Source organism: uncultured Roseibium sp. (genome assembly GCF_947499295.1).
GTDB lineage: Bacteria > Pseudomonadota > Alphaproteobacteria > Rhizobiales > Stappiaceae > Roseibium.
Genome location: NZ_CANMNP010000004.1, coordinates 282,018 through 307,956 on the forward strand (window position 1 = coordinate 282,018; position 25,939 = coordinate 307,956).

Consider the following 25,939-nt stretch of genomic DNA (forward strand, 5'->3'; position numbering starts at 1 on the left):
TTTGGCGACTTTCGAACGCGCGGGCGCCGCATCGGTTGCTGGCCCGCCCCTAAAAATACGGCCCGCTCATGCAGTCCGAAACGCTTTCAGAATCGCAGAACCGATTGCTGCTTTATCCCGGCTATAGAGGGCCATCCTTGTCTTGGGCAGCTTTGGAAGCTGATATTCCGCGCCGACATCCCGGCAACCATCCGGTACGTTGCGCTTGTCGAGACAAGCTATGCCGAGGCCTGAACTGACAGCCGCCTGAACAGCACTGACACCTGTGCCGATAAAGGCGTCCTCAAACCCGACGGCCGCAGTGTTCAAAGCAGTTGTTGCAAGCTGTCTCAAAGCGCAACTGCTGGCCAATGCCACCAGTGGCAAGTTGCTACCCGCTTCCCATTGAAAGTCGTTCGCAGCCGTCCAGACCAGTTCTTCCTCAAAAGCTGTCTGACCCGTAGCCTCAACATCTTCAAAGCGCACCAAGACGGCATTGAAAAGACCCGACTTGTAGTCGCGAAAAAGTCTGCCAGATAACCCAACCGTGACATGCCAGCGACACTCCGGCAGTTCGTGACTGAGTTTCGCGATGATCTCTGGAAGCCGCGCTCCGGCTGCATGATCGCTGATGCCCAACAAAACCTGTTTGGGTGTGTCCTTGCCGTTGACCCGCGATATCACCCGATCGTGCAATTCGATCAAATCGCGTGCATCGTTCAAAAACCTTGTCCCGAATGGGGTCAACTGAACAGACCGCGGAGAGCGTGCAAGCAGTGTATCGCCAAGCCGCTCTTCCAACTTCTTGATCTTGACGCTGACAGCCGACTGGCTCGCACCGGTCAACGAGCCTGCCTTTGTGAAACTGTTGGTTTCGGCAACGCCAATAAAAGCCCGAAGAAGGTCAGGGTCCAAATCAGTCATAGCTCTATTCTATTTTCGAATTTTAAATATATCAAAGATTTGTTTTGTTTATCTTTAGCTGCCGGTTAGCGTCCTCTTGTTGCCGCAAACACTTGGAGGTTGATATGCCGCTCACCCAGATTTCCATCCGCAAGGGCTCAAAGACCGAGGCTCAAAAGCGCACGATTTTCAACGAGATCTATACGTCGATGCGTGAGACGTTCAATGTGCCGGAAGATGATCGGTTCATGACATTGAGTGAACACGCAGCCGAGGATTTTGTCTTTGGCCGGCACTATATGAATATCGCCCGGTCCGACGATCTTATCTTGATCCGGCTGACCGTGAGCGACACGCGCAACACCGGGCAGAAACAAGCGCTCTTCAAGCGAATTGCCGACAGTTTGGAGCGCGAACTGGGCGTACGTCCGGAAGATGTCTTTATCAGTCTGGTTGAATCCAAATCGGAAAACTGGTCGTTCGGACATGGCATAGCGCAATATGCAGAAAAAGTGCCTCAGACCTGAGAGGCCAAGGAAGGGCGGCCGCGGGGTTAGTCAACAGTCACCACCTTGCCAGTAATTGCTCCTTCAACACACTTGGCGTAGGCAAGACCAACCCTTCTGGACGAGACAGGATCGTGGCCCGGAAACCAGGCACCATATTTGCCGGCGGAGACGTCAAGCAAACCCGGGCTCACCACATTCAGACGCAGGTTCCTCGGCAAATCGATAGCCGCTGAAGTCACGAACCCGGCGAGGGCTCCGTTGGCAGTTGCCGCGCCCACTCCCATACGAACAGGATCGCGATCCAGAATGCCACTCGTCAATGTAAAGGACCCTCCGTCGCGGACCGTCTCCAAGCCGGAAAGAACGAGGCTGATTTGAGTCAGCACCTTGTTTTCCAGACCATAACGAAACATGTCCGTCGTCATGTCGTTCACACGTCCGAATTCCACCTCACCTGCGGCCGAGATGACAGCATCGACGGGACCAACTTGCCGATACATCGCCCTGATGCTGTCTCCGGAGGTCAAATCGACTTGAATATCGCCGGATGAGCGCCCGGCGGAAACGACATCATGGCGCGCAGCGAGCTCTGCATGTGCGGCTTTGCCAACGTCTCCGGATGCACCGATCAGAATGATCTTCATGAAAGACCTCCTTCAATTTTCGCATATGTGGCAATCTTGTAGGCCAGCACTTCTTCGCATCGGTTCAGATCAAGCCGACGCTGTTGGAGACGCTTCTCATGTTTCAGCAAGACTTCCTTGCGCTCCCCAATGGTCGTCCCACCTTGACGGTAGAGAGCCGCAAAACGCTGCATCTCCTTCATCGGCATTCCGGTTTTTCGGAGCCAGTACAGCAGTGTTAGCCATTCGACGTTTTCGCCCGTAAACTGGCGCAAGCCGTCAGGGCCACGTTCGATTGCCGGAACGAGCCCGGATTTTTCGTAGTATCTGATTGTAGCCGCGCTCAAGCCTGACTTCGCCGATGCTTCCGATATCCTCATGTCCATCACCCTTTGGATTTGCAAAAACCCTACCGGGTTGAAGTCACTCCAAGTCAAGCGCTTTAGGCATAAAACGAAAATCGGCTGCGGATTGAGCTATCGGCAAAACCAGAAACGGCGCCGGATCGGATCCAGGCGCCGTTATCAGTGTTTCCAACCGGCCCGTTGGGGCCGATCAAGTTTTGTTTCGACCGGCGTTTCAGCCGGTCGGTTGCGATTATAGCCTGTTGAGCGGCAAGTCTGCCAATTCACGCTGGCTCATACGCTGGATCGCCGGATGGGAGAGCGGGTCGGTCCGGTCGTAAGCGGAAGCTGGCCGTGCTCTGAATTGGCGTCGCATAAACAGTTTCATCATGAGTTTAAGTCTCCTTTTTATTGTTTTTCTCATCGCCAAATCCTTCTTTTGAATTTAGCTTGACTTCATATATAGACTCAGAAACTCGATAAATAAATCGACTTTTTGTGAAGTTCAGTATAGTTTTTCTAAAATGAAAAGTCTGAATTCCATACACCTCTCTGGTTTACGGGCCGTCGAGGCCGTCGGCCGTCTGGGCTCGATCAAAATCGCCTCGGAGGAACTTGGCGTAACGATGGGAGCTGTCAGTCAACAGGTTCAAAGGACCGAAGCCCAGCTTGGCGTTCAGCTTTTTGAACGGCAAAACCGGATGCTGCTGCCAACACCTCATCTTCTGGCAATGCAGCCACATCTCACTTCCGCCATGTCTTCGCTATCGACTGCCATCGCCACCACGCAAAGAGGCCGTGAAGATGCACTGACCATCTCAGTCGCGCCTGTCTTTGCCGGCAAGTGGCTGGTCTGGCACCTGAAGAAATTCAACCGCGCATTTCCGGATGTGCGTGTCCGGGTCGAGGCAACTGTTGACCTGGTCGATCCAGATGCCAGCGACGTGGACTTGTGCATTTGTGTTGGTGAAGGACCCTATCCGGGGCTGAACGCAGAAAAGCTGTTGAACCAGCGCGTTTTCCCTGTCTGCAGCCCAGCATTGGCAGATCAGATCAAAGGCCCTGAAGATATCGGCCGTTTGCCCATTATTCGTGACCCGGGCCAGATGTTTTCCTGGCAGACGTGGCTGGACCTTTTCAGTCTCGACGAGAGCATCCTTCAAGATGGGCCGACCTTTTCGGATGGCTCGCTGTGCCTTGACGCCGCCATTGCCGGACAGGGTGTCTTTCTTGCCTGGGAAACGTTAGCCGTTTACGCAGTGAAGTCCGGCCAGCTTGTCTCCCCGTTTCCACAAAGACCGGCAACCGGATTGGGATACTGGCTGATCAGTGGCAAGAACGCGCCAAGAACCAAGGCGAAACAAGCCTTTGGTAGCTGGCTCAAGGAAGAACTCCAAACATCGATAGGCCGGCCAAAAGGGGCGGATGTGGTGAATGAGTAAGTTAAAGGCCGGCAATTGCCCCATCACTGCCAAAGTGCTGGTGACCTGCTCCTGCGATTGCCTTGCGCCTTTTCCGCTTGCCTTCCCCCGTTCATTCGGTAAATTGTCGGCCATGATCTACCGCATCGCACATATATGCCGTTCCGGCCAACCCAACCGCCTGTTGTCGCAGACGGGTGCTTTTGTGCGTCTGCGTCAGCTGCAGGGGCCTGCTTGCGGGCGATTTATGCGCTAACGCGCTCTTCTTCCGGCGCTTTTCTATTCACTCGGGGCTCACGCAATAATGCGTTTGTGGCCGTGGCATTGTGCGCCATTATTCGTTAAAAGGTCCCGACTTTCAGTTTCGACACAGATGCGCGCAACTCAGCGCGAACCGACCACCGAGCACGCATGTCCAATCTCGACACACTTGAATCCGAACTTCTGACCGCCATTGACGGTGCGAATGACGAAGCCACCCTGGAGGACGTCCGCGTCCATGCCCTTGGGAAAAAGGGCAAGATTTCCGAGCAAATGAAAACGCTTGGCAAAATGACGCCCGACGAGCGCCAGGTCATGGGGCCGGCGCTTAACGGCCTCAAGGCCAAGATCACCGATGCCATTTCCGCCCGCAAGGATGTTTTGGCCGAAGCGGCCCTTGAGACACGCCTGGCGAGCGAAAAGGTGGATGTGAGCCTGCCGCTCCGCCCGGCAGCGGCCGAAACGGGACGCATCCATCCGGTTAGTCAGGTAATTGACGAGCTGACCGCGATCTTCGCGGATATGGGCTTTTCCATTGCCGAAGGTCCGGACATTGAAACGGACGAGCTGAACTTCACCGCGCTGAACTTCCCGGTAGGACACCCGGCGCGTGAAATGCACGACACGTTCTTCTTCAACGAGAAGACCGACGGCGACCGGCTGCTGCTGCGCACGCACACGTCTCCGGTTCAGATCCGCACTATGCGGACACAGGAACCGCCCATCCGTGTGATCATTCCCGGACGGACCTATCGCTGTGACAGCGATCAGACACACACGCCGATGTTCCACCAGGTGGAGGGCCTTGTCATCGACAAGGGCAGCCATTTCGGCCATCTGAAATGGGTCCTGCGCGAATTCTGCAAGTCGTTCTTCGAGGTGGACGACATTAAGATGCGGTTCCGTCCGAGTTTCTTCCCGTTCACCGAACCGTCCATGGAAGTTGACATCCAGTGCGACAGGTCCGGCGGTGAAGTGAAAATCGGCCAGGGTGAAGACTGGCTTGAAATTCTTGGCTGCGGCATGGTGCATCCGAACGTCATCCGTAACTGTGGCCTCGATCCCGATGTTTATCAGGGCTTTGCCTGGGGCATGGGTATCGACCGGATTGCCATGCTGAAATATGGCATGCCGGACCTTCGGGCCTTTTTTGACGCGGATGTACGCTGGATACAGCATTATGGCTTCCGCCCGCTTGATCTGCCGACGTTGTTCGGTGGGTTGTCGAGTTAATTTTCTGGACCTTTGGGGGGCGATCATCCATGTCACTGCTGACCCGGCTTTTTCTCGCAATAGCGCTTTCGTTTGCAGCTGTTTTGCCAGCGGTGGCGCAGACCACCGACAAGGACGCACGCGTTCCGACGCCGACATCCTTTTTGGAAGCCTGCGCTGACAAGATCGAAAGCCGTGGGCGACTGCGGTTCTGCGATACCTATTTTCGCGACAAACTCGGCACAGAAGCCGATTCGCTGCTGTATCTCAGAGACCGCATCACCCGCCTGAGGGCCAGCCATGAGGCAAGCTCCACGGAAAAGTATCAGAGCTTTCTTCAGGCGATCTATATCGTGGCCTTTCTGACCATCGCTTCGATCGTCCTGATTGCAAGTGACCGCCGTATCGGTGGAACGGCAAAATGGGCGGGGCTCACCAGCACCGCGGCTCTTCTGGTGATGGTCGTGATCGTCGCCATGGGCTGGCTTGGAAAGTACCGCGCCGAATATGCGGCACAGTTTGAACTTGGGATCCTTCGCGACCGGATCGAGACGGAAGCAGCGCAAGCAATCGCGACCGGCAATCAGATCACCCCGGAAATGGTGCGCAGCTGGACCGAGGACTTTTCCGACATCGGACGCCGCTTCGCGGTGACTTATGCCGACGCCACGCTGCTGCCAGAAGTTCACCGGTTGGGGAACTGACGGACGACTTGAACAGATTTGCGGCCGGCTAACGCCGCATGACCGATTGAAGAGTAAAGACTATGAAATTCACCCTGTCCTGGCTCAAGGACCATTTGGACACTGACGCCAGCCTGGAAGAGATCGTGGAACGATTGACCATGATCGGCCTGGAAGTTGAAGAAGTCACCAACAGGGCCGACCGGCTGAAACCGTTCAGGATTGCCAGGGTTCTGGAAGCTGAACAGCACCCCAACGCCGATCGTCTGCGCGTTCTGAAAGTGGATACGGGCGAAGGTGACCCGATCCAGATCGTTTGCGGGGCACCCAATGCCCGTGCGGGGCTGGTCGGTGTTCTGGGCAAACCTGGCGATTATATTCCCGGTCTCGATGTGACACTGTCCGTCGGCAAGATCCGCGATGTCGAAAGCTTCGGAATGATGTGCTCCGAACGTGAGCTGGAACTTTCGGACGAGCATACAGGCATCATCGATCTGGCAGAAGACGCGCCTGTCGGTATGAGCTATGCCGAATGGGCCGGTCTTGACGAACCGGTCATCGAAATCGGCCTGACCCCAAACCGCCCGGATTGTACCGGTGTCTACGGCATTGCGCGCGATCTGGCCGCGGCTGGCCTTGGCAAACTGAAAGAGCGCAGCCGCGAACAGATCCGCGGCACCTACGCTTGTCCGGTCGATATCTCGCTCGACTTCGGCGATACAAAGGCCATGTGCAAGGCGTTCGGTCTTCGAATGGTCAAAGGCGTCAAGAACGGTCCGTCACCAAAGTGGCTTCAGGATCGCCTGACGGCAATCGGCCTTCGCCCGATCAATGCGCTCGTCGACATGACCAACTACATCACATTCGATCAGGGCCGCCCTCTTCACGTCTTCGACGCAGACAAAGTGCACGGTAATCTGACCGTCCGCCGTGGCAGGACCGGCGAGAAGATCGATGGTCTCAATGGCAAATCCTACGACGTTGACGACACGATCTGTGTCATAGCCGATGACAACGGCGTGGAGAGCCTTGGTGGCATACTTGGCGGCGAACCGTCCGGCTGTACCGAAGACACCGTCAATGTGCTGATCGAATCCGCCCTATGGGACGAAGACGACATTGCTGCAACAGGCCGTAAGCTTGGCGTCAATACAGATGCGCGTTATCGCTTCGAACGTGGTGTCGACCCGGACTACATGATGCCAGGCCTTGAATATGCGACACGCATGGTGATGGATCTTTGCGGAGGTGAACCTTCCGAGACAATCCAGGCCGGTGCCGTGCCGGACAGCACAAATATCGTCGAATTCCCCTATTCGGAAGTGAAGCGACTGGCCGGAGTGGAATTCTCGCTTGCAGAAATCAATCTCGCGCTGAAGTCCCTTGGCTTCTGGATTTCCGGCTCCGGTGACACCGTGAAAGTGGCTGCGCCGAGCTGGCGTCCAGACATTGAAGGCAAGGCCGACCTGGTCGAGGAAGTTGTGCGTATCATCGGCCTGGAGCGGGTGCCGTTCACTCCGTTGCCGCGCACAGGCACTGTGAACCAGAAAGTGCTGACGACGAGCCAGATCCGGCGCAACAAGGCGCGTCGGGCCCTTGCAACACGAGGGTTCAACGAGGCCGTGACCTGGTCGTTCATTTCTGCTGAACAGGCAGACCTGTTCGGGGGAGGTGCATCTGAGCTGGCGCTTGCCAATCCGATCTCGCCTGAGATGTCGGACATGCGCCCCAGCTTGCTGCCAGGTCTGCTGGCTGCTGCGCAGCGCAATGCGGATCGTGGTTTCGGCGATGTAGCCCTTTTCGAGGTTGGACAGATCTTCCTGGACGACACACCCGAGGGCCAGAAGATGGTGGCAACCGGCGTTCGTCGCGGGACTGCAAAACTTCAAGGGGCAGGTCGGCACTGGTCTGGCGCTGCATCAAACGTTGACGTCTTTGATGCCAAGGCGGACGCCGAGGCAGCATTGGCGGCTATCGGCGCTCCAGTCGACAGATTGCAAATTTATACGGATGCTCCCGACAGCTTCCATCCAGGACGTTCGGGTTGCCTGAAACTTGGACCGAAGAATACGCTGGCCGTTTTTGGAGAAATCCATCCACGGCTCCTCCAGAAGCTCGATATTGAGGGCCCGCTGGTCGCATTCGAGATCTATCTGGAAGCCTTGCCACAGCCAAAAGGCAAAGGCGGACGCTCCAAGGGTGCAATGAATGCAAGCGATTTGATGCCAGTTCGTCGTGACTTTGCATTCCTTGTCGGTAAGGAGGTTGTCGCGGAAACTCTGTTGAAGGCGGCCCGTGGTGCAGAAAAGAACCTGATCAGCAACGTGACCCTGTTCGATATTTATGAAGGACAGGGTGTACCGGAAGATCAAAAATCTGTCGCCATAGACGTGATGCTGCAGCCGCGCCAGAAAACTCTGACCGACGAAGACATTGATGCCGTCGCAAAGAAGATCATCGCCAATGTCGAAAAAGCGACTGGCGGGACACTGCGCGGCTAAATCGCAATGTAACAGGTGCTGCGCGGTCTTCCGCGCAGCAGCGTGGCTACGCCCGCCACTTCCGACACGGATGATCTGTTTGGCTTAGTTGTTGTTTTCGCGTGGCTCAACGCAAACACTGACACCGCAGCGCATCGTGTCCTTGGTCGGGACGGTCGTCGTTCTTACATTCTGCCCGGGAAAACACTGATTGCGGCTGGCGACATATCTGTCGAATTTGATCGGTCCGGATTTCAGATTAATCGCGCCGAACCTGTTGATAAGGTCCGTTGTCTGCGCACATGTCAGCTGCGTCGTGTCCGGTTGCCGACGCGTTTGGGCCTCGGTTGAAGATGCAGTCCAAAGGGGCGCAAGCAACATACTCATCCCTACAGCCAAAGACCCTGCACTTTTTTGGTGTTTTTTTGTATTTTTCCCGCGCATTACAAGGCCTCTCCTGATCGTTCAGGCAAATAATACTATTCAGATGAGAATGATTACCCGAAGCGGATCATCCCTTTTCATATTTGTGAAAAGGGCAGGAAATGCAATGCCGATGAGAAATTGAGCAGTGGGTATAAAGCCAATTCGGGTTCTGGGAGACGATTTTGCTCAGTGCTCAACCCATCACCTGTTGTCCCTGTTTTGGAAACATCTGAAGCCGACGGCACACTTGGGATTGTCTTTTGTCGGTGCGTATCTTGCCCTGAGCGAGTTTGACCGGGACTCGCAGAACCCGGCGTTCGCCACAAATTTATCGAAGGTGGCCGGACCAGTTGTCATTACGACACTGCCGCGTTCCTTGACCAGAGACTGCGCCTGAGAACAGGTCAACTGGCGCGTATCCGGTCTCCCGGCTTGCGCCATCGCGGCAGCAGAAGTCTGCAGGGTGAGAAAACTACTCACGACAAGAACGATTGTCTTCCTGCCGCAAGATCGACTGGCTTCAGAAACCATCTCCACTCCTTCAAACGCTGCAAAAAGCGTCTATCGATTGAATTCAAACGGGCTGGCACTATCACAGCGCTGCACCGTACACCGCCGTTTGTCCTTGGTCGGGATGTTGGCACGCACCAGGAACTCTCCCCGCTCACAAAAATTGCGGTTGGAGACATATCGGTCAAACGTATATTGGCCGGTGCTCATCACGACGGCTCCGCGCTGCTTGATCATCGATTGCGCCTGCGCACAGGTCATGGATGTCGACAGCGGCCTTCTTGACTGGGCCTCGGCGTCCAGAATGGTGGGAAGCAAAAGCGCAGATCCCGCAATGGCAATCGCAAAACACTTTCCCGCAGCGACGGCTGGAAACGAAACTGAAATTGGGCGCATCTCTAGAGTCCTGGTTGGCTTATCCTGTTGATGAGATGGCGTCATGCCTACCGCTGTCAAGCTCCGCAAGAGTGCCTAGATGTCGCTCGACTTTAACACCAGATTTTGGAATTGCCTGTGCGAGATCGTTGCAAGGTCAGCAGGGAGAAGGTCCCGCCTGGCTTACCCGGCCTTCAGAATCGGATATGCTTTGGTTTCGTTTCTTGCCGATTGGTATCCCGAATGACACTTGAAGAACGAACTCCCGACTGGGAACGGTTGGGCGACCCCTATGCGTCAACAGAAGAAGAACGGCTCGCAGCACTGGTTGCGATCCTCCAGTCGATCCCGCATGTCATGGACATTCTGGCAGCCGTGCGCGATCTCGGGCTGCCGGACGCCTGGCTTGTGTCCGGTGGCATATACCAGACCGTCTGGAACGTCATGACTGACCGCCCTGCCCTTCATGGTATCAAGGATTTCGACATTATCTATTTTGATGGAAGCGACCTTTCCTACGAGGCCGAAGATGCTGTGATCAAAAGGGTCAACAGCGCATTGCCGGACCTTGCCAGGCTGCTGGAAGTCAGAAATCAGGCTCGTGTTCACCTGTGGTACGAGCAACGTTTTGGCCGGCCTTACCGGCCGCTTGATTGCGCGATGGACTCCCTGACAACCTATGCCGCACGCACGCACGCAGTTGCGGCCTGCCTGACAAGCGAGGGCACCCTAAAACCACACGCTCCCTTTGGTCTTGCCAACCTCTTCGCCATGCGCTTGGTTCCGAATTATGTACAGCCAAACGAAGAGACTTATGTTGAAAAGGCAAGTCGAATGAAAGAACTATGGCCTGAGCTGACTATCGTACCATGGGCTAGATGAGGGTAAGCGGATCTCAAGTTGCCATTCTGGTACAACAAGGCAAGAGGCTTCGCTCGTCTCACCATTTGCACTTATCATCACTGTTTAACTGGCCTTACGCGTTTCGTGCACGGCACCTGATGGGCTAACACCACCTGTCAGTGCAACCTGACTGGTCAACAGCCTCGCCCTAACCAGGCCACGCACAGAGTTCCCCACGAAGATCTCGTCGGCCGTCTCCAGATCTGTCCGTCTGAGGTCAGCCTCAAAGGCAAGGCCACGCTCCAGAAGCCCTTCCCGGAAGGTTCCTGGCAGCAATCCATGCCGCAAGGCCGGTGTTATCAACCTGCCGCCCTTTTTGACAAACAGTGTCGTGTAGCTGCCTTCGGTGAGAAACCCCATTTCATTTTCAAACAGAACTTCCTGACAGCCTGTCTCTGCCTGATAGCGCGCTCTTGTATCGTCGAAGAACGCACGATGGGTGGTCTTATGATAGAGAAACCGGTTGCCGGGGTCGGTTGTCTCGCTGGCCAGAACCAGATTGAAGACGGTTTCCTCGTCCACTGGTGTCAGGGCCGTGGCCGTAACGGATAGGCCACCTTCTGCATTGAGCAGCAGCCGCACACGCATATGACCGGCAAATCCGCTTGCTCGTGCTGCGAGGCTGGATCGTATTTCGGCCTCGTTGAAGGGAAAACCGAAATATTTAGCGGATTTCTCGAGACGTTGAAGGTGGCGTTCCAGCAACAAGAAGCCGTCGACAGGATCGAAGGCCAGCGTCTCCAACAATTCAAAGTCAGGGAGGTCTTCGCTCATGAACCTGAGTTTCAGGGCGCATTCGTCATATTCAGGCGCAGCTCCGGAATCAAAGACAACACCGGAACCCGTTCCGGCTACTGCTGTTCCATCATCGCGTAGTTGAAGCGTTCGGATTGCAACGTTCAGCCGGAAATCTCCGCCGGGCTTCAGGTAGCCAATAGAGCCGGTATAGACACCCCGCGGACCGGACTCCAGATCATGTGCTATCTGCATCGCGCTCAACTTTGGGGCTCCCGTGATGGAACCACAGGGAAACAGACGGCTAATAACTTCGCCAAAACCGACACTCGGTGGAACCCGCGCCTCGACCGTCGATGTCATCTGGTGAAGGCTTTGATAGCGTTCAACTTCACACAGTTTCGTCACGCGAACAGACCCTGTTTCGGAAATCCGCGACAGATCGTTTCGCATCAAATCAACGATCATTGTGTTCTCGGACCGTTGTTTTGGATCCGAGGCCAGGTCTCTGCTGATCCTCATGTCCTCGGAACCCGTTCTGCCCCTGGGTGCCGTACCTTTCATCGGTTTCGTGCGAAGACAGCTTCCGCTGCGTTCCAGAAAAAGCTCCGGCGACAAGGACACCACCGTTCTGTCGTTCATCCTGACAAGCGCGGCAAATTCAACGGGCTGTCTCCGCATGAGGTCCAGGAACAGTCTTTCTGCGGAGCCCCTGTGCGTGAACCGGGCACGCATGGTCAGATTGACCTGATAGATGTCGCCTTTGGCCAGATGCTCCCTGGCACGCTCAAACGCCTCACCGTATTGCGACCGGTTCATGTCGAATTTCGGTGCCGGTATCTCCGCTCCCTGCCCAGAAGCGCTCTCGTTTAGAAAGGCCCTGGTTTCACCAAGGCTCAGCTTGGACGGTGCATCATAGAGCCCGAACCACATAAGCGGTTCGCCAGTTTCGACAAATCGATCCTGCAGCTTTTTTTCAAAGGCATAGCCAAGCTCATACGCCAGAAAGCCGGCGGCAAATCTGCCTTCGTTCTGAGCGGTTTCGAGCCTCGACAGACAGCCGGGTACTTCGTCCAAACGCGTGCAGGAGACGACTTCAGAGGGTTTTTTGAACAAAAGCGCGGATTTCTGCTTGAGGAGATCGACAAGCAGGATTGATCCTGGCTGCAACGCGCTCGCTGACATCTGTGTGGGCCGGTTCCGGAACTGCTCAAGACACTTGAGACGACTGTGCCATACATTTTGGGCGCGAATGTCTCATAAGAAGCGGCTCATGACATCCAAGCGACATCGGGTCAAGTTTTCAACTTCCGGTCTCCAAACAAAAAAGACCGGCTGGTGTCACCAGCCGGTCTCTTGTCTTGATCGTATTACCCTTGCAGCATCAGGCGGCAGCGACATCCTTCAGGAAGCTGTCGATTGCCCGGCGCATGTCCGCTGTTTCCGTTTCAAGAACATCGGCTGAACCCGTCAGAGACGACGCGGATTGGCCTGTGCGCTCAACCGCTTCCCGTACGCCGCCAATATTCGTGGCAACACGGCCTGTTCCGTCGGCTGCTTCGGCAACGTTTCTGGAAATCTCAGCCGTAGCGGCTCCCTGCTGGTCAACCGCAGAGGCAATGGCCGTGGTATAGCTGTTGACTTCGTCCATGGTTGCCGCAATGACCCCGATGGAATTGACGGCGTCTTTCGTCTCGGCCTGAATGGCCGCGATCTGAGAACCTATTTCTTCCGTTGCCTTGGATGTCTGGGTAGCCAGTTCTTTCACTTCAGAGGCAACGACCGCGAACCCCTTGCCTGCTTCCCCGGCGCGCGCGGCCTCGATTGTGGCATTGAGCGCCAGAAGATTGGTTTGCTCTGCAATCGCCTGGATCAACGTGACAACTTCACCAATTCGATTGGCAGCTTCCGCCAACCCGGCAACTTTCTGGTTGCTGGTCTGCGCGTTTTCCGTCGCCTGGTGCACAATTTCGGTCGTTTGCTCGACCTGGCGGGTGATCTCGGAAATCGAGGATGACAGCTCTTCTGCGGCAGAGGCGACCATCTGAACGTTCGAAGATGCGGTTTCGGACGCATCGGACACGGAGGAGGCGCGTTCCGTCGTATCTTCTGCAACAACCCCAAGCTCTTCAGCGGACCCGCGCATGTCGCGCACCCTTTCACCGACATTGTTCAGTGCGCCGGAGATTTCGTCCCGGAAGGCGTCGATGCGCTGGCTGACCGCTTCGCGGCGATGATGTTCCATCTCGTCATGTTCGCTTGTCTGCTGTTGCAGCAACTCAGCTTCCGAACGTGCCGCTTCTGCTTCATGACGCGCCTGATCAGAGGCCTGGAAGGCCTTGGCTAGGCTGTCGGCCATCCACCACAGGACAGCGACTTCGGCGACCACAATAATCGCGTGGAAAACCACACGGGCAAAATCAGCCCCGTTCGGGAAGACCGCCCACGGCATGGCAAAATTCAGCACAAGGTGATGCACGGCTACGACCCCGGCATAAGCGACCAGCGCGCGCCAGTCCACCCAGCAGGCCAGCATGGCCAGCACAGCGAAAAAGTACATGTGGCCGTCGAGCTGATAGGACACTTCACCGGCAGGCGTTGCAAGCGCGGCAACGAACAAGGCGACGAGACCGGCAAGGGACATGGATGTTGCAAGGCGCGTCTCAACGCCTGCCCCAAACTTGACCCAGGCGGCGGTTGCCGCAAGACCAAGAAGAACTGCAGCACCACCGACTGCTGTCATTGACACAAAACCGTTCCACCAGGCCGTTCCCACGACCAGCAGCACGTTGAACCAGGTAAAGTAGACCGCGATCCGGGCAAAACTGTCCCGGAAGGCGTCCAGGCCCGAAGCTGGGCTTGCCGTATCAGTCATGTTGAGCTCCCCAATGAAATTGCACTCCAGCGGGCGCATGCCTGCGCCACCAACGAGGAGGCAACGAAACCTGCGCCAGACCTGTAAAGCCTGGCGACATCGTCTGAATTTCTGACTTCCGTGAGAGCGATCCAGGTTGAATCGTTTACAAAGATGACCTGCCCGTCTGCTTGTGAAATCACCTCAAGAGCGTTTTCACCCCAAGGTTTTGCAAAGACGGCAACCAAGCCCTGGCTGCCGGGTATCAATGACCCGATGACCACGATCGTGCTGCAAAGCAGGAAATAAACGGCCGCAAAAACCTTTGCGGATTTGGACATGAATCTTACCCTCAACGCGAAAGCGCTATGGGTTCACTCTGGCCATGTAACTTTAATAAAATCTGAAATTAAAAGAGGTTGTCGGCAATTCCATGCAACCTCACAGTCGAAAATCATTTTACACGCGGAAGTCGCTGTATTCGCGTCGAATAGTCTTGTTAAAAATACTTAGAATGACCCAAGCTACAGCCTAGCGCCCCGGAGCCGTCGCCGGTACCGGGGTGAGGCCAATTGTTGTTAAAGACCCGTCGGGCACGAAACCCCTGTCCCCCCAATACCGCAATAGCCGGCTGGATTCTTCGCCAGATATTGCTGGTGGTACTCCTCCGCGAAATAGAACTCGTCGAGTTGACGGATTTCGGTTGTGATCGATGCCATGTGACCACCGGATTTCAATGCCGACTGATAGGCTTCTCTTGACTGTTCGGCCTGTGCGATATCCTCGCCGGAGCCGACATAGATCGCAGAGCGGTACTGCGTGCCGGTATCATTGCCCTGGCGCATTCCCTGCGTCGGGTCGTGGTTTTCCCAAAATACTTTCAGGAGATCGGACAGACTGGTCTGATCCGGGTCATAGACAACCAGAACGGCCTCGGTGTGGCCCGTCCGCCCCGAACAGGTTTCGTGATAGGTGGGATTGGGCGTATGGCCACCCGCATATCCAACGGCCGTTACATGAACACCCGGGAGCTGCCAGAACAACCGCTCGGCACCCCAGAAGCACCCCATACCGAACAGAACCGTCTTGAAGGTCTCAGGGTAAGGTCCCTGAAGCGAGCGCCCGTTCACGAAGTGGGCCTCACCTGGCACAATTGCATTCGACCGGCCCGGCAATGCTTCATCTTGTGCGGGAAGTGAAAATTTCTTGCTCAACATCGTCATGAAGGACATGGCACTCTCCTGCGCTGAGCCGTCTCCGGTCCAGCCGGGACGGCTCAATTCCAATCGCGTTCGTGTCCATGAATGTGGAGCAGTTAGGTCCATATTCCAAGGGCCTCTTGAGACACCGGCCCAGGACAGCCTTTATGCGAACTGAACGGTTTGCCTGCGACGGCGTGCGCCAATCCAGAGAAACAGCAGGCCAAGTGGCGCAAAAAACGCCCAGACCGGCCAGGTCAACACGGTCAGGATGCCCGGATCCCAAAGGGCCGGATGGATGTGCCGCTCTATGGCGGGCTGCAGAATAGGAAAACTGTCGGGGAAGAGATCAAAAAGAAGTTTTCCAAGCGGCTGCAGTTCCACCTGTGACAGGGCAATGGAACTGCTGGCATCGGAAATACCGGCGACGATCGCAATCGCAATGCAAGCGTATCCCAAAACGCGGAATAAAAACTTAAAAACACTCGTCATGGATTTTCTTTCGGCTCTGTCGGTCTAAGCTGTTCAATACTCTCCATGGAGTGCTTTGAAAAAACGCACTCTCTGCTCTCGGAGTATTCCTTAGATAAATAAGCGATAAAATTTGCACAAGAATTGATATGCAACACATTCTTGTGAGATTTTTGCGACCCGGTCACGAATTCTGCTGCATTTCTCCGCCGGACAGCAGCGGTAGCTTCATGTATGCAGAATACCTGTCGAGGCTGTTTTCATCCCAAACCAGCACTCAATCTGATGTGATCGCCAACTTTTTCTGGCGCAAACAAGATCCATTTGACGGGCTTTGGTGGCCCGTGATCGACGCAGAATCCACAAGCCACGGAGTTCTCAAAAAAAACTCCCGCAAGCGCTTGCGCAATAACACGCCATGAGTATATTGCGCCCACTCCAAGCGGCTACCGCTTGCGAACGGACAGGTGGCCGAGTGGCTGAAGGCGCACGCCTGGAACGCGTGTATACGGGCAACCGTATCGAGGGTTCGAATCCCTCTCTGTCCGCCATTTTCTATTATACAACTGCACTTCCGAAACCGTTTGACGGAATCAGAGCAGGGCGATTGAGTTTTTCATACCCTATGCTCGCCTGTTCAGCTCTATGGTTGGGTGATGCTTGGGCTAACTAGCCTCAAAAATCGGCAAGCGCCGATAGCTGGCAAATTTGCCGCCTGACAGATTATCGCCAATGTATGGCTTCTAGAATGATTGCTTTATCAACTTGTATCGTATAGAAGCTACGCAATTGCCGTGTGTAGACTGTATCATCAGCGGTGATATGTTCTTGACTTTGATTTTACGATCCCTGCCTCGAATAGCCAAAAAAGGCAAATAAACTAAGGCAGTAGATCTACACATGCTTCCCAAATGAAAGTCCTGCTGTTGTTGGCGAAACGCCATTTTGTTGCAGCGGATTGTTAAGAGGCGTTTTGACTACATTTGACGACCTCGGCTTGGCCGAACCTATCCTTAGAGCCGTATCGGTTGAAGGATTTAAACGCCCCACCCCAATTCAAGCACAAGCAATTCGTCCCCTATTACAGGGACGAGCCGTCGTCGGAATTTCTCAAACAGGAACTGGCAAAACAGCATCATTTGTGTTGCCGTTACTGCACCGTTTTGGCGAGCAAAGACGCAGACGGTTATCAAGAATGGTCGGCGCACTGGTCTTGACGCCAACACGTGAGTTAGCTTCACAAATCGTGAAGAACATCAAAACCAATTCTCAAAACACCTGGGCCCGACCAGCCAATCGATGGTCTGATGCGCATGTTCTCAAACATTGGCGCGCCCCAATCCACCCTGCAGCTTAATGCAGAAAAAGTTCTCGCCCATCAGGGCGGATAACAAGTCATCAAAAAGGAAAATGTTATGACTTCAGGTACAGTAAAATTTTATAACGATCAAAAAGGCTTTGGCTTTATTCAACCAGACGAAGCAGGCAATGATGTCTTCGTACATGCCACAGCTCTTGAGCGTTCAGGTATCACCGGTTTGAACGAAGGACAAAAAGTTGTCTTCTCAACCGAGGTCGACAGCCGTTCAGGCAAAACAGCTGTAAGCACAATCGAACTTGCATAAAGTTTGAGACATTCTTGAGCTGTCTACAGATGTACTGACAGCTCTATTAAAAAGTATCTTTCGATACTGAAGGCGGGGCAATGTCCCGCCTTCTTTAATATAGGCTGTCTATCCAGAAAGCGGACACAAAACTGGATATGTGATGCATTCAAATAGGGTTCCGACCTTCTTCGGGCAGATCCGCCATATCTCCTGAAAAATCTACCACTCATCCCTCCATTTGGGACCAGCGAATTTGTTGGCCGCGAGAAGGTGTACGTGAGTTCCATATCACCAGGTGGAATTGATCAGCCGCTGCAGAACTTTCAGGTGAGGATTACAAGAGCGCCGAAGGAGGGCCCTGCTGCTCGGCAAGCTATGAACGATGGCTCATATCATCTTTTCGCGCCAATAGTTACTCACCTACATTTAGACAAAGCCGGCACGGGAGTGCTGCCTTGCTATCCAAGGATTGCATTGACGTTGCCTCTGCAAAAGCCGTTTAGGCGCGGACGAAGTGAGCCGGAACGCTCTTGCCTTTTCGAACCTAGTCGAACAGCGACGGCAGATACATCGAGAACGCAGGCACGTAGGTGATCAGCATGAGTGCCACTAACAACGCGAGATAGAAGGGCCAGATGGATTTCAGAGCCTCTTCGATCTTGATCTTGCCGACCGCACAGCCAACGAAAAGGCAGGTGCCGACAGGCGGTGTGCACAGCCCGAGGCCAAGATTGACCAACATCATGATACCGAACTGCACCGGGTCCATACCAAGGTCACGGGCGATCGGCAGGAATATCGGTGTGCAGATGAGGATCAGGGCGGCCATGTCCATGATCATTCCGAGCATGAGCAGCATCAGATTGATCATCAGCAGGATGGCGATCTTGTTTTCGGAAATACCAAGGAGAAACTCGCTGAGTTTCGTCGGAACCTGATAAAGCGCCAATAGATAGGCAAAAGAGCTCGCGAACCCGATCAGGATCATCACCATCGCGGTTGTTCTGAGAGCTGAAGTTACGGAGACGACAAATTCGTTCCATCCGAGCGTTCGATAGGCGACAGCAGTCAACACAAGGGCATAGATAGCGCCGAAGGCGCCGGATTCCGTGACGGTAAAGATGCCGGACAATACACCGCCGACAATGATCACGGCCGTAATCAGGCCAGGGATCGCAGTGATTGCCGTTTGCGCAACGACCTGCCATCCGGGGAAAGGTTCAGATCCGTAATTGTGTTTCAAAGCCACAACGTAGGCGGCAACAGCCAGACAAAAGCACATGAGAATGCCCGGGATCACGCCAGCCAAAAACAATTTGGAGATCGAGATGCCACCGCCTGCGGCAACAACAAAAATGATCATGTTGTGGCTCGGCGGAATGACAATGCCCGCGATTGACGACGTAACAGTCACGTTGACTGCGTAGTCCGGCCTGTAGCCCTTTTCCTTCATGACCGGAATGAGCAGCGACCCAAGCGCTGAGATGTCTGCAATGGCGGAGCCGGAGATACCGCCGAAAAGCATGCTTGAGAAAATGTTGACCGACGCGAGACCACCCCGAATATGGCCGACCAGTGAGGAGGCAAACTTAACAAGCCGGAGTGCAATTCCACCATGCAGCATCAGTTCGCCGGCAAACACGAAAAACGGAATGGCCAGCAGAGAAAAGGTGGTCACGCCCGAAATGGTCCGCTGAAAGGTCATCAGCAAGGGAAAGCCTTCGTACCAGAAAGCCGCTGCTGCGGAAATTCCCATGGCGAATGCCACAGGCACACCAAGAACGACGCTGACAGCAAAAACACCCAGCAAAATAGCGAGACCCATCTCAGCTTACCTTTTCTTTGTTTTCGTAGATCTCACCGCGCAGGGCGCTCCGTCCACGCAGGAGAAACCGGGTCCCGGCAAAGACAACCATCAATCCGCCGCAAGCGACCGCGGCTGCGGTTCTTATACTTTCAGGAATGTTGAGCATGGGTAGCAGCGTCGACCAGCCGAAGTTGAAGAGTTCAAGGCCAGCGACCAGCATCACACCACCAAAGACGGCAAGCACGAAATCCGTCACAAGCAGCAGCAGCTGTCTGACCTTCGGTGGAAGCGCATCCCGGACCAGCGTGACGCCAAGATGGGATTCTTCATGAATGCCGACGGCCGCACCAAGGAACGTAATGTAGCAAATGAGAAGCAGGGCGAGCTGTTCGACCCAAGTGGGGGTTTGATTGAGAACGTATCGCCCGAATACGAGCCAACCGAACGTTGCGACAAGAACGACGAGTGCCACAGACCCTGCCAGCACGCAGGCACGTTTCAACCAAACCAGCCAGAGTTCGAGCCGGTCCAGTAAGCTTCCGGTGTGCGACATCATATTCCCCCGAATAGAAAGGGGCCGCGCCGGTAAGTTCAGCACGGCCCCTATCTGCTATTATTCTGCGTTTTTGAACATCTCTACAAGTCCGGCCAGATCCGGGCTCTGCTCAAGGAACTGCGCATAAACCGGCTCCATGGCTGCCTGGAACGCGGCCTTGTCAGCGATCTCGTTCACGGCAACACCACCTTCTGAGACTTTGGCCATGCTGGCGGCTTCCCGCTCCTGCCACAGCTTGCGCTGAAGCTCGGTGCTGTTGCGACCGGCCTCAATGACGATTGCCTGCTGCTCGGGCGTCAGGGAGTCAAAGGTGCGCTTGCTCATGCACAGGCACTCGGGAATGATCAGGTGCTGTGTCAGAGAATAGAATTGAGCAACCTCGAAATGGTTGGTGGATTCGTAGGACGGGGGATTGTTTTCTGCGCCGTCCACAACACCGGTCTTGATTGCCTGATAGACTTCCGCGAAGGCCATCGGAGTTGCGTTTCCGCCCATGGAGTCAACCATGCCGACAAAGAGATCGTTGTTCATGACGCGGATTTTCATACCCGTCAGATCAGCAGGCTCGGTAATTGCTTTTGCGGACGTGTAGAAAGAGCGGGCACCAGCATCATAGTAACCGAGGGCAACAAGGCCCTTGGCTTCCAAACCTTTGCTAAGCTCCTTGCCCGGCTCCCCGTCCATGACTTCATACATTTGCGAAACGCTTTTGAAGATGAACGGCAACGAAACGACATTGGCTTCCGGAACAACCTGACCCATCGGCCCGAGGCTGAAGACACCGAAATCGATAACTCCAAGACGGGTTTGCTCGATTGCGTCCGGTTGCGAACCAAGCACACCGGCATGGAAGACTTTACCGCTTATTTCGCCGCCGGTTTTCTCATCGACCTCTTTCAGGAATGCTTCCATTCCATGTGAGACAGGATAGTCCTCGACATGGATATTCCAGCCGCGCAATTCACGGGCTTCGGCAGCGACTGTTGCGAATGCAAGACTTGCGGCAACGACTGAACCAAACAGCATGCCAGCTTTCTTTGAATTAAACAGGGTCATTGGTTCCTCCCTTTTGACCTGATAAAACGATACGCAATTTACAAATATTTACAAGTTAAAAAATCAATAAAACAAATTAATTTCGCGATCCGGTTAAGCGATTGTTTTATTTGATTTAACTTGCCCCGGCCCGCATATCTCCAGCGCGAATTGGAGTACCTCAGCAATGCACCCACTTGGCCGCGGGAAATTGCGGGCCGGGATAAGAGGGGCAATACCCACTCCTCGCCAGTCGTCAGGAAAAAAGCATCCCGCCGTTGATGTCGACACAGGCACCAGTGATAAAGGCGGACTGTTCTGACGCCAGGAAAACGGCAAGATTTGCAACATCTTCAGAAGCGCCTTCCCGTTTCAATGGCGTCACGCCAGCTACGTGTTTGCGCACTTCAGGCTTCGTAAAGATATTGTGGAAGTCCGTGTCGATCATTCCGGGGCACATCGCATTAACACGAATGTCAGGTCCCAATTCCTTGGCCAACCCGCGTGTGAGCGTCATAACCGCGCCTTTCGACATTCCATAAGCAAGTGCTCCCGGACCACCGCCGTCTCTCCCGGCTTGTGATGCCATCGTCACAATGGCTCCGCCATTTTTCATATGAGGAACGGCTTCCTTGACGACGAGAAGTGCGGATGTTGTGTTGAGGTCGAACACCGACTGCCAGTAATCGAGAGAAATCTCCGACAGTGGCCGGCGTGCGACGATGCCTCCAGTGATCGGCATGACAACATCGATGCCGCCAAACTCGTCAACCGTTCGGTTGACCAGTGCCGCAACATCGTCGGGTTTTGTCATGTCGCCCTGCATGGCAAAAGCCTTGCCTCCAGACGCTGCGATTTCGGAAACAGCACTGTCCGCGCCATTGCCGCTGCTGAAATAGTTGATGGCGACATTCGCGCCGCGTTCCGCAAGCGCCATGACGCATGCCCGACCGATATCGCGGCCACCGCCAGTAACAATTGCTGTTTTTCCCTTGAGATCCATTAGAGGCTCCTTGTAATGCCTTGGGTGTTGTTCGGGGACCAGCCGGTCTCCGTGATCCGTGGTTCAGGCTCTCGCCAGTTTCTCGATGACAACTTTGAAGGACCTCTCCTGCGCGTCGGAGAAATAGAGGTCGCAGTCGTAACCCTGATCATCGAGGAAATGAAAAACGCGTCTGGGGTCGTGTGCCGGATAGGGAACCAGTAGCGTAGCCACGCGGTGTCTTGCCGATTTCGGAAAACTCGCCTTCAGGCACGTGCTGACCGGCAAACCTTCGTAGTCACCCTCATCCACGCCTGGAAATCCGGTTTCCTGCGAGAGCTCTGCTGCTCCGGCCTCCGACCACAAAAACTGACCATAGAACCCGGCCTTTTTACCGGAGTATCTGAAACTGGTGTCGCCCAGTTCGAACGGTGCATTTGCATGCAACAGCCAATCCAAAGAGACCGGAGCACTGCTGTCGATGCTGTCGACAATCACAAAATAGCTATCATGCACGAAGTAGATTTCCCGCTCGACCTTCTGGATTGCCGGGGTCAGGCTACGATAGGCAGCAGTCGCATTGCCTCGCATATAAATGTGGTCGTCACGCTGCTCGGCGGTTTCGATGCTACCGGTTGCCTGCATCGCCTTGGCCTTGTCCCGATCGGCATATTGGCCCTTTCCATCGATCAGGACCGCGTTTTTGGAACGAGTTTGACGCCGCCAGTTTCGGTGCATGGAGCTGTTGAAAGCAACGTAGTGTCCGGATTGGATCGCAAGATCTTCGCCGAAAGCCGACAGGCAGAAGGCGTTTTGGTCGCCGTGGCTGTGGCTGATGGAGCCAAAGGGCGATGACTTCATCACAAAGTGTATATGCGCCTCTGGATCATCCATCTTATGCTGGATGGCTGCCCAGCCGATGCCTTTGAACCATCTGAGCTTGTCGTTGTCACCGGGAGCTGCCGGCTCAATCGACGGCCAGTCGTTTCGATACATCAGGTCATCGAAATTGAGATCCCACCAGCCGTAATTGTAGAAAGCCATTTCGGTGCCGGGATCGTTCCGCTTGACCTCTTCAAAGAACCATTGATAGGCCGGATTTCCGGTCACACCGGCGAACTGGCGTAAATTGTAACCTACCTTCAGACAGGGAAGATCACCCATTGTGCTGTCGTCGCCGAAGGTGGCGCGGCGCGTGTCGGGCGCTTTCGTATAAAGCGGGAAATCACCGGTCAGGTGGAAGAAGGGACGACTGTAAAGGTTTATTCCCGTATAGTTTTTCAGGAGATTGGCCGCGTCGATCAGATAGGCCATCCCGGTCATCCAGTAATGCGGACCCTCGGCCCAGCCACCTTCCGCGTCGCCCCAGGGCGAATAGACGCTGAACAGAAATTCAACCGAACAGTCCAGCCAGTCCCTCGCCTCCTCGCAACCTTCTTCATCCAGAAGAGCAAGGCTGGCAGGGATCAGGACAGCGGAGACCGCCCTCACGGCGTGGCTGTCAAAGGGAAATATGTGAATGTTGGCATGTTTGAAAACGTGATGGGCAATCTCGCGCGTGCGGGTCAGCAATGCGGTCCTGACTTCTTGGCGCTCAGTTTCACTGAGATCGCCGTGAAGCCAGTCATAGCCCCACGAAAGTGCGAGCGTGACGCGGAATGCCCATTCGTCGGTATAGGCTCGCGATGTGGTGCCAGCAGGATCCCAGCTGGCCGCGGCGAGCAACCAGTCCTTCGCCTTGTCCCGCAAGGACTCGTCCTCAAGAACATGTCCTGCGATGGCAAGATGCCGGATTGCGTAAATGAGCTCCTGGCAATCGATATAGGTCTGACGCCAGACCGGTGCCGTACGCTGATTGTTCGGATAGGGGGTCGGCTCGGACATGACCGGGCGGTCAATCCAGGGCCGGACCGATTTTTCGAAGAAGGTTGCCCAGCCGCAATGATCGGCATCAGCAGCGACAGCTTCGCGGAACGTCGGCAAGGTGTCGGGGGTAAGCCAAAGACGCGGATGAGCGCGGCTGCAGTGATCGTATCGCGTGGCAGCAGGTGCAAGCGGTGAGCGAGGCAGATCGTCGGGAACGTCAAATTGCCGAATGGTGCTCCATTGCGAGGTGGCACATCCGGTACCATTGTCCCAGATTGCATAGCTCCAATAGTAGGTACCAGGCGCTTGCACCTTGTCCGGCGTAAAGAAATTTCGCTTCAGGTTTTCAAAGACGAGTGTTTCAGCTGCAGGAAATTCCGGACTTGAGGAAATCCGCAGTACGTAGCGTGCGCTCTCTTCGATATCCGGGATCCAGGTGAATCTGGCAGGAGCTTCATTGACAGTCGAGCCGCCGGCGGGCCCGTATTGAATGTTCAGGCGTCCAGCTTTCGGCTGGTCCAAAAATCCCGGTTTCAGATCGCAATTCACAGACATGACACTTCTTTGCTCGCAGGAAGAAGCCATCCGCCGGGTGGCGAATGGCCTGATAAGCGATTGTTTTACTTATTATACTGCCGCTCGTAAGCGGACTGCATGACTTCAAGCACTTCACTTAGACCGAGTTTTTCCAGTTGAGCGATGTAGTCGTCCCATTCGGCTTCGACATCACCATTGCCCAGTATCCAGCTCTGCTGCCGCTCAAGCATGTAGTCGCGGATCGAGGCCCAATGCTTGTCATAGACCTTCTGTTCATCGGCATCGAAAGCAACACCAAGGAACTGGTCGATCAGGTAGTCTCCCTCATCGTAAAGAGCGATGCCTTCGAGAGCATATTCGTTCGACCATTGGATCTCGTAGCCATAGTCCTGGAAGTACCCACGGCTCTGCAGCTGTGAACCGATCTGGTAGAGCGAGCGATTTACAGGGCCTGCATCCAGAAACTCCTGCTTGAAGACAGCCTTGCCGTCGACCAAGTCGTAGTGCATGCCCTCAACGCCGAAGTTCGCCAGGCGGCGTCCTTCTTCTGTGAACCAGAAGTCAAAGTACTTGATGGTCTCGACCGGGTGCTCGTTGGTGTGACCTATCGCCCATCCGTCCGGCTTGATCGGGATACGGCGGTGCTCCTCGATCCGCTTGCCCGAGATCGAGGCAGGCGGCGCCATTGCCTTGAACTCGAACCCGTCGATATCGGAGGCCAAGCGATTGTAGCCCGAAGTAGAGGCAAACCAGTCGTGTGTCGCTCCTCCAAGATTTTCCGACAGGAGGAAATCGCGCGCCGAGCTGCCACGGGTAAAAATCTCCGCATCGATCAGTCCTTCAGCATACCAGCGCGCCAGGTTCTTGACGCCTTCGCGGTAGCCCTCTTCCGCGTAGGGATGTTTCAATTGACCATTGTCGACGTAGAAGTCGTGGTAAGTGTCGGAGCCGGAAGACCGGCCGTCCCAAAGCGTGACGAGGCGAATGAGTTCAGGCCACTGACGGGCAAAATAAGGCACCTCGTCAGCCTCACCATTGCCGTTGGGGTCCTGGGTCTTAAAAGCACGCAGCACAGTTTCGAACTCTTCGACTGTTTCTGGAACGTCAAGCCCCAACTTTTCAAGCCAGTCGGTACGGACCCAGTAAGCGCGGCCATACTTCCCGTCCGGCAGATAGGGAATGTAATACATCTTGCCATCAGCCGCTGAAATCGCGGCGGCAATTTCCGGGCGCTCATCGAAAAACGCCTTCAGATTAGGAGCGTGCTCTTCAATCAGATCGTTCAACGGCAGGAATGCACCTTCCGGACCGTACTGGTTGACAAAGTCCTTGATCCGGCTGGAGCCGACAATGTCCGGAATCTTGCCCCCGGCAAGCATCAGGTTCAGGGCTTCCGTGCGGCCGGTGTTCTCATCTGTGCGCATGTTCGCGCCAACTGTCACGTCTATCAGGTGGACATTGGTCCACTCGCGCGCCTGCTGTTCCACCGGCCAGCTTTCCTCATAGACGGGGTAGCGTGCGTGATTCATCTGGATCGTCAGTTCCAACGGCTCACCTTCGACAATCTTGAGGTGGTCGTCTGCCGACGACGGTGTAGCCAGGGCAGTGCCGACCAGGACAGCTGCCGACAAGGTAAGTTTACGCATGGTTTCCTCCCTTTG

General features: G+C 54.9%; 25 protein-coding genes and 1 tRNA gene. 9 read left to right on the plus strand and 17 right to left on the minus strand.

The window, feature by feature from the left end; genetic code table 11:
* Positions 1-66 precede the first annotated feature (66 nt).
* Positions 67-903: a LysR family transcriptional regulator gene (locus tag Q0835_RS09630; RefSeq protein WP_298960661.1), complete on the minus strand. Its 837-nt coding sequence runs from the start codon at positions 901-903 to the stop codon at positions 67-69.
* Between the two features lie 104 nt (positions 904-1,007).
* Between Q0835_RS09630 and Q0835_RS09635 the strand changes: the two genes are divergently transcribed.
* Complete coding sequence (locus tag Q0835_RS09635) at positions 1,008-1,409, plus strand: tautomerase family protein (protein ID WP_298960666.1); 402 nt, start codon at positions 1,008-1,010, stop codon at positions 1,407-1,409.
* 26 nt (positions 1,410-1,435) lie between these two features.
* Here the strand turns inward: Q0835_RS09635 and Q0835_RS09640 are convergent, their stop codons facing one another.
* The 3 genes from Q0835_RS09640 to Q0835_RS09650 all read right to left on the minus strand — a co-directional run bounded on the left by Q0835_RS09640 (position 1,436) and on the right by Q0835_RS09650 (position 2,749).
* Complete coding sequence (locus Q0835_RS09640; protein WP_298960669.1) at positions 1,436-2,035, minus strand: short chain dehydrogenase; 600 nt, start codon at positions 2,033-2,035, stop codon at positions 1,436-1,438.
* On the minus strand, positions 2,032-2,394 hold the full coding sequence (locus Q0835_RS09645; RefSeq protein WP_298960671.1) for a MerR family transcriptional regulator: 363 nt from the start codon (positions 2,392-2,394) through the stop codon (positions 2,032-2,034). The genes Q0835_RS09640 and Q0835_RS09645 overlap by 4 nt, the downstream gene beginning before the upstream one ends.
* A gap of 217 nt (positions 2,395-2,611) precedes the next feature.
* Complete coding sequence (locus tag Q0835_RS09650) at positions 2,612-2,749, minus strand: hypothetical protein (RefSeq protein ID WP_298822070.1); 138 nt, start codon at positions 2,747-2,749, stop codon at positions 2,612-2,614.
* 133 nt (positions 2,750-2,882) lie between these two features.
* Here Q0835_RS09650 and Q0835_RS09655 point away from each other — a divergent pair, with 133 nt between their 5' ends.
* From Q0835_RS09655 to pheT, 4 genes are all read left to right on the plus strand, one after another.
* Entirely contained in the window at positions 2,883-3,800 is a 918-nt protein-coding gene (locus tag Q0835_RS09655) for a LysR substrate-binding domain-containing protein (protein WP_298960674.1), read from the plus strand.
* Between the two features lie 390 nt (positions 3,801-4,190).
* Complete coding sequence (pheS, locus tag Q0835_RS09660) at positions 4,191-5,273, plus strand: phenylalanine--tRNA ligase subunit alpha (RefSeq protein ID WP_298960677.1); 1,083 nt, start codon at positions 4,191-4,193, stop codon at positions 5,271-5,273.
* 29 nt (positions 5,274-5,302) lie between these two features.
* Positions 5,303-5,956: a phenylalanyl-tRNA synthetase subunit alpha gene (locus Q0835_RS09665; RefSeq protein WP_298822067.1), complete on the plus strand. Its 654-nt coding sequence runs from the start codon at positions 5,303-5,305 to the stop codon at positions 5,954-5,956.
* 62 nt (positions 5,957-6,018) lie between these two features.
* Positions 6,019-8,436 (plus strand): phenylalanine--tRNA ligase subunit beta, encoded by a 2,418-nt coding sequence (pheT, locus tag Q0835_RS09670; RefSeq protein ID WP_298960679.1) that lies wholly within the window; start codon positions 6,019-6,021, stop codon positions 8,434-8,436.
* Positions 8,437-8,520: 84 nt separating this feature from the next.
* Here the strand turns inward: pheT and Q0835_RS09675 are convergent, their stop codons facing one another.
* Positions 8,521-8,802 (minus strand): hypothetical protein, encoded by a 282-nt coding sequence (locus Q0835_RS09675; RefSeq protein WP_298960682.1) that lies wholly within the window; start codon positions 8,800-8,802, stop codon positions 8,521-8,523.
* Between the two features lie 600 nt (positions 8,803-9,402).
* On the minus strand, positions 9,403-9,747 hold the full coding sequence (locus tag Q0835_RS09680; RefSeq protein ID WP_298960685.1) for a hypothetical protein: 345 nt from the start codon (positions 9,745-9,747) through the stop codon (positions 9,403-9,405).
* A 222-nt stretch (positions 9,748-9,969) separates the two neighbouring features.
* Between Q0835_RS09680 and Q0835_RS09685 the strand changes: the two genes are divergently transcribed.
* Positions 9,970-10,608, plus strand: a complete 639-nt coding sequence (locus Q0835_RS09685) for a nucleotidyltransferase family protein (RefSeq protein ID WP_298960687.1) — start codon at positions 9,970-9,972, stop codon at positions 10,606-10,608.
* Between the two features lie 84 nt (positions 10,609-10,692).
* Here the strand turns inward: Q0835_RS09685 and pabB are convergent, their stop codons facing one another.
* The 5 genes from pabB to Q0835_RS09710 all read right to left on the minus strand — a co-directional run bounded on the left by pabB (position 10,693) and on the right by Q0835_RS09710 (position 15,909).
* Positions 10,693-12,549, minus strand: a complete 1,857-nt coding sequence (gene pabB, locus Q0835_RS09690) for an aminodeoxychorismate synthase component I (protein ID WP_298960691.1) — start codon at positions 12,547-12,549, stop codon at positions 10,693-10,695.
* A 199-nt stretch (positions 12,550-12,748) separates the two neighbouring features.
* Positions 12,749-14,239 (minus strand): methyl-accepting chemotaxis protein, encoded by a 1,491-nt coding sequence (locus tag Q0835_RS09695; protein WP_298960694.1) that lies wholly within the window; start codon positions 14,237-14,239, stop codon positions 12,749-12,751.
* The gene (locus Q0835_RS09700) at positions 14,236-14,559 is read right to left on the minus strand and encodes a hypothetical protein (RefSeq protein WP_298960697.1); all 324 of its coding nucleotides are present in this window, start codon (positions 14,557-14,559) and stop codon (positions 14,236-14,238) included. Before Q0835_RS09700 ends, Q0835_RS09695 begins: the two co-directional genes overlap by 4 nt.
* A gap of 237 nt (positions 14,560-14,796) precedes the next feature.
* A complete protein-coding gene (msrA, locus tag Q0835_RS09705; protein ID WP_298960700.1) occupies positions 14,797-15,450 on the minus strand; it encodes a peptide-methionine (S)-S-oxide reductase MsrA in 654 nt (217 codons plus the stop codon).
* 132 nt (positions 15,451-15,582) lie between these two features.
* Positions 15,583-15,909 carry a hypothetical protein gene (locus tag Q0835_RS09710; protein WP_152503623.1) on the minus strand — a complete coding sequence of 109 codons (327 nt, stop codon included), beginning with the start codon at positions 15,907-15,909 and terminating at the stop codon, positions 15,583-15,585.
* Between the two features lie 440 nt (positions 15,910-16,349).
* Here Q0835_RS09710 and Q0835_RS09715 point away from each other — a divergent pair.
* From Q0835_RS09715 to Q0835_RS09725, 3 genes are all read left to right on the plus strand, one after another.
* Positions 16,350-16,439 (plus strand) — tRNA-Ser (locus Q0835_RS09715).
* Positions 16,440-16,885: 446 nt separating this feature from the next.
* The gene (locus Q0835_RS09720; RefSeq protein ID WP_298960749.1) at positions 16,886-17,245 is read left to right on the plus strand and encodes a DEAD/DEAH box helicase; all 360 of its coding nucleotides are present in this window, start codon (positions 16,886-16,888) and stop codon (positions 17,243-17,245) included.
* A gap of 58 nt (positions 17,246-17,303) precedes the next feature.
* A complete protein-coding gene (locus tag Q0835_RS09725) occupies positions 17,304-17,513 on the plus strand; it encodes a cold-shock protein (protein WP_298822794.1) in 210 nt (69 codons plus the stop codon).
* A 526-nt stretch (positions 17,514-18,039) separates the two neighbouring features.
* Here Q0835_RS09725 and Q0835_RS09730 read toward each other — a convergent pair.
* The 6 genes from Q0835_RS09730 to Q0835_RS09755 all read right to left on the minus strand — a co-directional run bounded on the left by Q0835_RS09730 (position 18,040) and on the right by Q0835_RS09755 (position 25,924).
* Positions 18,040-19,320 (minus strand): TRAP transporter large permease, encoded by a 1,281-nt coding sequence (locus Q0835_RS09730; protein ID WP_298822793.1) that lies wholly within the window; start codon positions 19,318-19,320, stop codon positions 18,040-18,042.
* Position 19,321: 1 nt separating this feature from the next.
* Complete coding sequence (locus tag Q0835_RS09735) at positions 19,322-19,855, minus strand: TRAP transporter small permease (RefSeq protein ID WP_298960703.1); 534 nt, start codon at positions 19,853-19,855, stop codon at positions 19,322-19,324.
* Between the two features lie 60 nt (positions 19,856-19,915).
* On the minus strand, positions 19,916-20,914 hold the full coding sequence (locus Q0835_RS09740; RefSeq protein WP_298822789.1) for a TRAP transporter substrate-binding protein: 999 nt from the start codon (positions 20,912-20,914) through the stop codon (positions 19,916-19,918).
* A gap of 235 nt (positions 20,915-21,149) precedes the next feature.
* On the minus strand, positions 21,150-21,896 hold the full coding sequence (locus Q0835_RS09745) for an SDR family NAD(P)-dependent oxidoreductase (protein WP_298822788.1): 747 nt from the start codon (positions 21,894-21,896) through the stop codon (positions 21,150-21,152).
* A 63-nt stretch (positions 21,897-21,959) separates the two neighbouring features.
* Complete coding sequence (locus Q0835_RS09750) at positions 21,960-24,296, minus strand: DUF4962 domain-containing protein (RefSeq protein WP_298960705.1); 2,337 nt, start codon at positions 24,294-24,296, stop codon at positions 21,960-21,962.
* A 65-nt stretch (positions 24,297-24,361) separates the two neighbouring features.
* A complete protein-coding gene (locus Q0835_RS09755; RefSeq protein WP_298822786.1) occupies positions 24,362-25,924 on the minus strand; it encodes an extracellular solute-binding protein in 1,563 nt (520 codons plus the stop codon).
* Positions 25,925-25,939: the final 15 nt, after the last annotated feature.

Excerpts from the sequence above, each read along its gene's own strand:
- Q0835_RS09645 (WP_298960671.1), bottom strand. The coding sequence starts at position 2,394 with ATGAGGATATCGGAAGCATCGGCGAAGTCAGGCTTGAGCGCGGCTACA.
- Q0835_RS09750 (WP_298960705.1), bottom strand. The coding sequence starts at position 24,296 with ATGTCTGTGAATTGCGATCTGAAACCGGGATTTTTGGACCAGCCGAAA.
- Q0835_RS09685 (WP_298960687.1), top strand. The coding sequence starts at position 9,970 with ATGACACTTGAAGAACGAACTCCCGACTGGGAACGGTTGGGCGACCCC.
- Q0835_RS09675 (WP_298960682.1), bottom strand. The coding sequence starts at position 8,802 with ATGAGTATGTTGCTTGCGCCCCTTTGGACTGCATCTTCAACCGAGGCC.
- Q0835_RS09745 (WP_298822788.1), bottom strand. The coding sequence starts at position 21,896 with ATGGATCTCAAGGGAAAAACAGCAATTGTTACTGGCGGTGGCCGCGAT.
- Q0835_RS09730 (WP_298822793.1), bottom strand. The coding sequence starts at position 19,320 with ATGGGTCTCGCTATTTTGCTGGGTGTTTTTGCTGTCAGCGTCGTTCTT.
- Q0835_RS09655 (WP_298960674.1), top strand. The coding sequence starts at position 2,883 with ATGAAAAGTCTGAATTCCATACACCTCTCTGGTTTACGGGCCGTCGAG.
- Q0835_RS09665 (WP_298822067.1), top strand. The coding sequence starts at position 5,303 with ATGTCACTGCTGACCCGGCTTTTTCTCGCAATAGCGCTTTCGTTTGCA.
- Q0835_RS09700 (WP_298960697.1), bottom strand. The coding sequence starts at position 14,559 with ATGTCCAAATCCGCAAAGGTTTTTGCGGCCGTTTATTTCCTGCTTTGC.
- Q0835_RS09735 (WP_298960703.1), bottom strand. The coding sequence starts at position 19,855 with ATGTCGCACACCGGAAGCTTACTGGACCGGCTCGAACTCTGGCTGGTT.
- Q0835_RS09710 (WP_152503623.1), bottom strand. The coding sequence starts at position 15,909 with ATGACGAGTGTTTTTAAGTTTTTATTCCGCGTTTTGGGATACGCTTGC.
- Q0835_RS09635 (WP_298960666.1), top strand. The coding sequence starts at position 1,008 with ATGCCGCTCACCCAGATTTCCATCCGCAAGGGCTCAAAGACCGAGGCT.
- pheT (WP_298960679.1), top strand. The coding sequence starts at position 6,019 with ATGAAATTCACCCTGTCCTGGCTCAAGGACCATTTGGACACTGACGCC.
- Q0835_RS09725 (WP_298822794.1), top strand. The coding sequence starts at position 17,304 with ATGACTTCAGGTACAGTAAAATTTTATAACGATCAAAAAGGCTTTGGC.
- Q0835_RS09755 (WP_298822786.1), bottom strand. The coding sequence starts at position 25,924 with ATGCGTAAACTTACCTTGTCGGCAGCTGTCCTGGTCGGCACTGCCCTG.
- Q0835_RS09650 (WP_298822070.1), bottom strand. The coding sequence starts at position 2,749 with ATGATGAAACTGTTTATGCGACGCCAATTCAGAGCACGGCCAGCTTCC.
- Q0835_RS09680 (WP_298960685.1), bottom strand. The coding sequence starts at position 9,747 with ATGCGCCCAATTTCAGTTTCGTTTCCAGCCGTCGCTGCGGGAAAGTGT.
- Q0835_RS09695 (WP_298960694.1), bottom strand. The coding sequence starts at position 14,239 with ATGACTGATACGGCAAGCCCAGCTTCGGGCCTGGACGCCTTCCGGGAC.
- msrA (WP_298960700.1), bottom strand. The coding sequence starts at position 15,450 with ATGTCCTTCATGACGATGTTGAGCAAGAAATTTTCACTTCCCGCACAA.
- Q0835_RS09630 (WP_298960661.1), bottom strand. The coding sequence starts at position 903 with ATGACTGATTTGGACCCTGACCTTCTTCGGGCTTTTATTGGCGTTGCC.
- Q0835_RS09640 (WP_298960669.1), bottom strand. The coding sequence starts at position 2,035 with ATGAAGATCATTCTGATCGGTGCATCCGGAGACGTTGGCAAAGCCGCA.
- pabB (WP_298960691.1), bottom strand. The coding sequence starts at position 12,549 with ATGTCAGCGAGCGCGTTGCAGCCAGGATCAATCCTGCTTGTCGATCTC.
- Q0835_RS09740 (WP_298822789.1), bottom strand. The coding sequence starts at position 20,914 with ATGACCCTGTTTAATTCAAAGAAAGCTGGCATGCTGTTTGGTTCAGTC.
- pheS (WP_298960677.1), top strand. The coding sequence starts at position 4,191 with ATGTCCAATCTCGACACACTTGAATCCGAACTTCTGACCGCCATTGAC.